The following is a 6,683-nucleotide window of genomic DNA, read 5'->3' on the forward strand; positions in this document are numbered from 1 at the left end:
GCCCCGCCTGGTCAACGTTCGACCCTGACGGGGCACTTGAGGCATTCGACGATTAACCGGGTTCAAACCGGTCAAGAATTCCGGAAAGTGTCCGGATATCGGTCACCCGACACCGGCGTTGAGGAAAATCCCCCCGTCGACCACGAGAGTCTGGCCCGTGATCCAGTCCGACTGGTCGGACGTGAGGAACGCGGCGGCACCGCCGATGTCCTCGGGGACCCCCAGCCTGCCGAGCGGGTAGGCGGCCGCCGCCTCCGCCTCCCGGCCCTCGTAGAGGGCCTGGGCGAACTTGGTCTTGACCACGGCAGGGGCGATCGCGTTGACCCGGACCCCTGGCGCGAATTCGTGCGCGAGCTGCAGGGTCAGATTGATCATGGCCGCCTTGCTCATGCCGTACGCGCCGATGAACGGCGAGGGGGAGACGCCGGCGACGGACGCGATGTTCACGATCGCGCCGCCGTGGTCCTTCTGCCAGGCGTGCCAGGTCTGCTGGGCGAATCCGAGCGCCGAGATCACATTCGTCTCGTAGACCTTACGGGCGACATTCAGGTCGAGATCGGCCATCGGGCCGAATACCGGATTCGTCCCGGCATTGTTCACCAGGAAGTCGACCCGACCGAAAGCCTCCATCGTGGCGGCGACGGCGGCGGCCTGGTGGGCCTCGTCGTGGGCCTTTCCCGGCACGGCGATCACCCGGTCGGAGCCGAGCTGCTCGACGGCCTCCTTGAGGGCCTCCTCGCCGCGTCCCGTGATGCACACCCTGTCGCCCCGGGCCACGAGGGCCTCGGCGACTCCGTAGCCGATGCCCCGGCTCGCGCCGGTGACGAGGGCGACCTTGCCGGACAGCTCCGGCAGTTCCTTGCTGCTCATGTACGTCTCCTCTTCCCGCGCGCGCGTCAGTTGAGCGGTCCGCCGGCCACGTACATGACCTGGCCGGAGATGAAGCCGGCGTCGTCGCCCGTGAAGAAGGCGATGGCGTTGGAGACGTCCTCGGGCCTGCCGACGCGCTGCACCGGGATCATGGACGCGGCCGCGGCCTGGAAGTCCTCGAAGCCCATGCCCATGCGCTCGGCGGTCTGCGCGGTCATCTCGGTGACGATGAAGCCCGGGGCGACGGCGTTGGCCGTGATGCCGAACTTGCCGAGCTCCTTGGCGAGGGTCTTGGTGAAGCCCTGCAGACCGGCCTTGACGGCCGAGTAGTTCGCCTGGCCCCGGTTGCCGAGCGCGGAGGACGAGGAGAGCGAGACGATCCGGCCGAAGCCCGCGTCCACCATGTGCTTCTGGCAGGCCTTGGCCATCAGGAAGGCGCCCTTGAGGTGGACGTTCATGACCAGGTCCCAGTCGGACTCGGACATCTTGAAGAGCAGGTTGTCGCGGAGCACGCCCGCGTTGTTGACGAGGATCGTCGGCGCACCGAGCTCGGTGGCCACGCGCGCGACGGCGGCCTCGACCTGGGCGCTGTCGGAGACGTCGCAGCCGACGGCGATGGCGGTGCCACCCGCGGCGGTGATCTTCTCGACGGTGTCCTTGCAGGCCGCCTCGTCGAGGTCGAGTACGGCGACGGCGCGGCCCTCGGCGGCCAGCCGTACGGCGGTCGCTGCGCCAATGCCCCGCGCCGCGCCGGTGACGACGGCTACGCGCTGCTCGGTGGTCGACATGCTGGTTCTCCTCGCCCTTGGATCATCCCTGGTAGCGGCCCGCACGGTGCGTCCCTCACTCACATGAGCGACCGCTTAGTACCTTCGCAGACGAGACGCTAGAAGCCCTGGCACCCGGTGTCAACGGCCCACCGGGTGCACCGGCTCACTCCGTACCCCGCGGCGAGGGGTCAGCGCACCAGCAGATCGAGCAGCCGGTCGACCTCGCCCTCGGGATCGGCCGTCAGACCGGTGTGCACCGGGCCCGGCTGGACGACCGTCGAGCGGGGCGCGATGAGCCAGCGGAAGCGCCGCCCGGCGTCGTCGCGGGACGCCTGTCCCGCGCCCTCGCCGCCCAGGCAGACCCCCTCGACCGCGTGCAGGGCGGCCCGTACGCCGACGACGTCCGCGCCGGGGTCGAGAGCGCGGAGCTTGGTCTCGTCCAGGTGCGTACGGGCGGCGACGTAGGACTTGGCGCGGCAGTAGACCACCACACCGGCGTTGAAGCACTCACCGCGCTCGACGCGTGGCACGACGCGCAGCAGGGCGTACTCGAAGACATCGCGGTCGGTCACGAGGTGCGGTCCTTCTCGGTGGAGTGCGTCCGGGGGGTGAGGCGGTCGGCGAGCCAGCCGGGCGGCTGCGCGGGCCGGCGCTCGACGCGCGGACCGAGGGTGATGCGCTCGTGGATGGTGGCGGCACGCGGCAGCAGCGCCTCCACATAGGCCTGGCGCAGCGCGTCGGTGGACTCGAAGCCGGGCTCGTCGACGAGCCACTCGTCGGGCACGTCGGCGGCGACCTCCTCCAGGAGCTCCCGTGTGACGAGCGGCGCGAGCTCGGCCGCGGCCGCTGCGACGTCCGGCGAGAACGGCGCGAGGGCGTGGTCGGAGGCGTCGTACGGCTTCGCGGCGGAGGCCTGGGCGCCGCGCCAGTTGTGGTGCCAGATCATGGTGGCGCCGTGGTCGATCAGCCACAGATCGCCGTGCCAGACGAGCATGTTCGGGTTCCGCCAGGACCGGTCGACGTTGTTGATCACCGCGTCGAACCAGACGACCTTCCCGGCCTCCTTCGGATCCACTTCGTACGCCAGCGGATCGAACCCCAGGGACCCGGGCAGATAGTCCATCCCGAGGTTGAGCCCACCGCTGGCCTTCAGCAGCTCCTGGACCTCCTGATCGGGCTCGGACAGCCCGATGACGGGATCGAGCTGGATCCCGACCAGCTCGGGCACCCGCAGCCCGAGCCGCCGCGCGAGCTGACCGCAGACGACTTCGGCGACGAGCGTCTTCCGCCCCTGCCCGGCTCCGGTGAACTTCATGACGTACGTACCGAGATCGTCGGCCTCGACGATCCCGGGGAGCGAGCCGCCCTCACGCAAGGGCGTGACGTAGCGGGTCGCTGTCACTTCTGTAAGCATTTCCCCAGGTTAACCACCGGCCGTGCGTCACGGGTCAGGCGTCGGGTTCCCACCGCATCAGGTTCTGGAACAACTCGGCCTGTTCGATCGCGTCGTCCAGAGCGTTGTGGGTGTGGGGCCGCGAGGACAGCAGACCGGGCGGCATCGACCGCTTCGTCGCCCGACGGAGCGGTACGGCGGCCTTGGCGGCGTACAGCGTCTTGAGGTCCATGCAGCGGGAGTGCCCGAACGGCGAGCCGGCGTCGGCGAACCGCATGAAGTACCAGTACATCCACATCCAGTCGTAGCCCAGCGGGTACGCGACGAACACCGGAACGGCGCCCAACTCGTCGGCCACGCCCGCGAGCCAGCCGGCCGCGGCGTTCATGGCCCGCGCGGGCTCCTGCCCCTCCCGCGCCAACCGTCCACGGTCCAGTCCACTGACGGCCAGCGCCTCCGGGTCGAAGGCGTCGCTGATCGGCTTGAGTTCGGCGTAGAACGTGCGCTCACCGGGATCACAGGCCGTGAACGCCGCCCCGTCGTGGACCCCCGCGACCGCGAGCCCGAAGCTCGACATCGAGAACGGCCCGGGCACCGGACCGTCGGCCTCCACATCGGCCGACACATAGAACTCAGCCTTCGCCATTCCGTGTACCTCCCTGTTCCGGCGCCTTCGGCCTGCCGGGGCGGCGGTCGAAGCACGCCAGCGCGCGGGCGAATCGTTTGGCCCACTCCTCCGACGGGTCCGCGCAGCCGACCGCCTTCTCCAGCACCGACGGCGAGTACCGCCCGTGGTAGTACTGCCGTGTCTTCGTCCCCTTCCGGGCCTTCCACCGCGGCTCGGCGACCGGGCAAGGGTCGTGGCCGTCGAGTTGGGCCCGCATCACCCACGCAACGTGCTCGGCCAGGGCGTCGGGCGATGCGGCGGCTCCGACCCGGCTGTGGACCGCACGGTCGACCGCCTGGCCGATGGCGCACTCCACCATGCGCCGGTCCGCGGACCAGTAGGGAGCGAGGGCGCGGCGCATGGCCTCTCCGGGACGAGGGGTGGTCCAGCTCAGCAGATGGGCCGCCACGGCCGTCTCGGCCCAGAGCGTGATGCGCAGCTCGTCCTCCTCGGTCAGGCGTTGCGCGGTGCGCAGTTGCCTGAGCGTGCAGGGGGCGGTGGCGCAGTCCGTGCCGCACGCCCGGCTTCGCGTCGCGATCATCGGCGCCGGAGACGCCGGCCGGATGGCCGCGGCGTCCTCGCGGGCCGTCCCGTCCTGCATGCGGACCAGGATCGGATAGTCCATGCCGTCGGTGAACACGGCGGCCTCACCGGGCTTGAGGGTGACCAGGTACTCCGACTGCGCCTCGGTGATGTTCATGGTGGCGCCCACGGCCTCGCGGTCGTCCTGAGCGGGGAGGCGGTGGACGACCTTGGCCGCGGTGTTCTTGATGACGTCGGGGACGAGTTTGCTGGGGATCTGGTCGGCGATCACCAGACCCTCGCCGTAGGCCCGGATCTCGGCGAGCAGGCCGGCGAACATCTCCACGGCGTGCGAGCTCGCTCCGCCCTCCTCGGAGCGGCGCAGCAGCCTGTGGGCCTCCTCGAAGACGGTCAGGTGGCGCAAGGGGAAGGAGAGCCTTCGCGTCGTGCGCTGTTCCATCCGCAGGTACTCGATGAGCCGGATCAGGATCGTTCCCATCAGGAACGCCTTGTCCTTGTCGTCGCCGACGTCCTCGATCTCGAAGACCACGTTGCGCTTGAGGAGTTCACCGAAGTCGATGGGGTGGCCGCCCTCCAGGAACCGTCCCGTGGTCCCGAGCCGGAGACTGGCGAGCCGGATCTTGATGAAGCCCTGGACGTTGTCGGTGATCTCCTTGCCGTAGCCGATCTCCGACACGATCTGGAGGGCCGTGTGCTCCAGGTCCTCGAGCGTCGGGTAGCGCGGCTCGGTCCGGGGGTCCTTGGGTTCGCCGAGGGTGAGGTCCCACCCCAGGTCCTCGTAGCACCGGGTCAGGGCGGCGCTCAGCACCTGCGGGAACGGCTCCTGCGGGTCGAAGGAGGCGAGGAAGAGCGCGCGGACCATGTCCAGGTGGGTCTGCAGGGGGAAGCGCTCACCGCCGGCGAAGAGTGAAGGCTCCAGGGGGTTCAGCCCGGCGGGCAGCGCTTCGCGGTCACCCGGCTTGATGACGATGACCTCGTCCTCGTCCTGCAGCCGCGCGGACATGAACCGGTACTCCGCCTTGGCCGGCTCGACGACCAGCCAGGGCAGACCCTCGCGCGTGGCGGCTTCGAGCAGGCCACGGACCGTCTGGGACTTGCCGCCGCCCGTCGCCCCACAGACGAAGGTGTGCCGGTTGAGCGTGGAGCGGGGCAGGTCCAGATCGCCCACGGGGCTGCGGTTGCGGTCCAGGATCGACCCGAGCCGGATCGGGGCGGCCGGTGGCGGTGTGCGCTGACCGGCGCTCTCCGGGGTGACGTCGAACTCGGGGCGGAGTGCGAACCGTACGCCGGGTATCTCCTGGGAGGGGGTACGGGCGACGGCCGCCAGCAGTTCCGAACTCGCGTGGAAGGGGAAGGCCGTGCGCTCCGGCAGGACTGCGCCGAGCAGGGTCGGCAGGTCGCCCACCTGCCCGGTCGGCTTGAGCGCGTAGGGCAACCCTTCGATGTCCGTCGACGCGCAGACCAGGGCCGCGACCCGTTGCGCGTCCTCGACGGTGGCGGCACCGGCCAGGAGACGTACCCGCCACAGGCCGGTGGCCTCCGCCCGGGCCAACTCCTTGTGCCTGTGCTCCAGTCGAGCGTGTTCGAGGCCGTACTCGGGTGAGCTCTCCGCCTTGGCCTGTACGCGCCGCTGCCGGTCCGCCGTCTCGCCGACCATCTCGTCGAGTTCGTCCGGCGCGACCGGGTCGGCCACCACCAGCCAGGCGAAGGACCCCTGCCACACGCCGAGCAGACTGTCCTCAAGGGTGGGGCGGATGCGGGACGCGCCTTGCTCCCGAGGTGCGTCGTCGACCAGCAGCCCGTCGGCGACCCCGGCGATGGCGGTCCAACAGGGGAAGCGCGCCATGGCCTCGCTGAAGGCCCCCGGGGCTGTGCGCCGTGCGCGCGCGCCCGCGGGGAGGCGGAGCAGTACCGACTCCGGGTCGGCGGCGTCGTCACCGCCGACGAGGGACGAGCCGCCGAGGAAGACGTCGACGGAGCGGGCGGCCGAAGGACGGGACCAGCCGAGCAGGACGCGTCCCGGGGGCGAGCCGGCGGCGACCGCGGGGCCGTTGATGTGACTCGCGGAGACGAGCGCGGCGAACCGTTGGGCGCGGAGATCGTCCTCACGATCGGCGGGCCGGGAGGCGTCGGGCCTCGGGCGCGGCACTTCGGTCAGGCGATAGGTCGGCATGTCCAGGATCGAGTGCAGGCGCCAAGCCGCCTCGTTCGCCTCTGCGGTCCACGTCACGGCCGTCCCCCCGATCCGGCGGCCGATCGCGTGTACGACACGCACAGAACGGTTGGCACGGTTCCCCCCAATGAGTTGATCTTGCGGCCGCACATCCTAGCCACCTGGTCGTACGGCGGTGGGGGGGGGGGGGGGGGGGGGGGGGGCCCCCCCCCCGGGGCCGCGGGGGGGGGGGGCCCCCCCCCCCCCCCCCCCCCCCCGCGCCCCCCC

The 6,683-nt window shown here is 71.0% G+C and carries 6 protein-coding genes; all 6 read right to left on the reverse strand.

All coding sequences use genetic code 11. The features are described from left to right. Positions 1-102 precede the first annotated feature (102 nt). Complete coding sequence (locus tag ACGFYP_RS28340; RefSeq protein WP_393499217.1) at positions 103-870, reverse strand: SDR family oxidoreductase; 768 nt, start codon at positions 868-870, stop codon at positions 103-105. Between the two features lie 26 nt (positions 871-896). Continuing rightward, a complete protein-coding gene (gene fabG / locus ACGFYP_RS28345) occupies positions 897-1,658 on the reverse strand; it encodes a 3-oxoacyl-ACP reductase FabG (protein WP_361957097.1) in 762 nt (253 codons plus the stop codon). Positions 1,659-1,828: 170 nt separating this feature from the next. Beyond that, the gene (locus ACGFYP_RS28350; RefSeq protein WP_393499221.1) at positions 1,829-2,212 is read right to left on the reverse strand and encodes a DUF3037 domain-containing protein; all 384 of its coding nucleotides are present in this window, start codon (positions 2,210-2,212) and stop codon (positions 1,829-1,831) included. Then, positions 2,209-3,054, reverse strand: a complete 846-nt coding sequence (locus ACGFYP_RS28355; RefSeq protein ID WP_393499224.1) for a HipA family kinase — start codon at positions 3,052-3,054, stop codon at positions 2,209-2,211. The genes ACGFYP_RS28350 and ACGFYP_RS28355 overlap by 4 nt, the downstream gene beginning before the upstream one ends. A 34-nt stretch (positions 3,055-3,088) precedes the next feature. Beyond that, positions 3,089-3,679 carry an exonuclease gene (locus ACGFYP_RS28360; RefSeq protein ID WP_393499227.1) on the reverse strand — a complete coding sequence of 197 codons (591 nt, stop codon included), beginning with the start codon at positions 3,677-3,679 and terminating at the stop codon, positions 3,089-3,091. Beyond that, on the reverse strand, positions 3,666-6,473 hold the full coding sequence (locus ACGFYP_RS28365; protein ID WP_393499230.1) for an ATP-binding protein: 2,808 nt from the start codon (positions 6,471-6,473) through the stop codon (positions 3,666-3,668). The genes ACGFYP_RS28360 and ACGFYP_RS28365 overlap by 14 nt, the downstream gene beginning before the upstream one ends. Positions 6,474-6,683 lie beyond the last annotated feature (210 nt).

Source organism: Streptomyces sp. NPDC048370 (assembly GCF_043200825.1).
Lineage (GTDB): Bacteria > Actinomycetota > Actinomycetes > Streptomycetales > Streptomycetaceae > Streptomyces.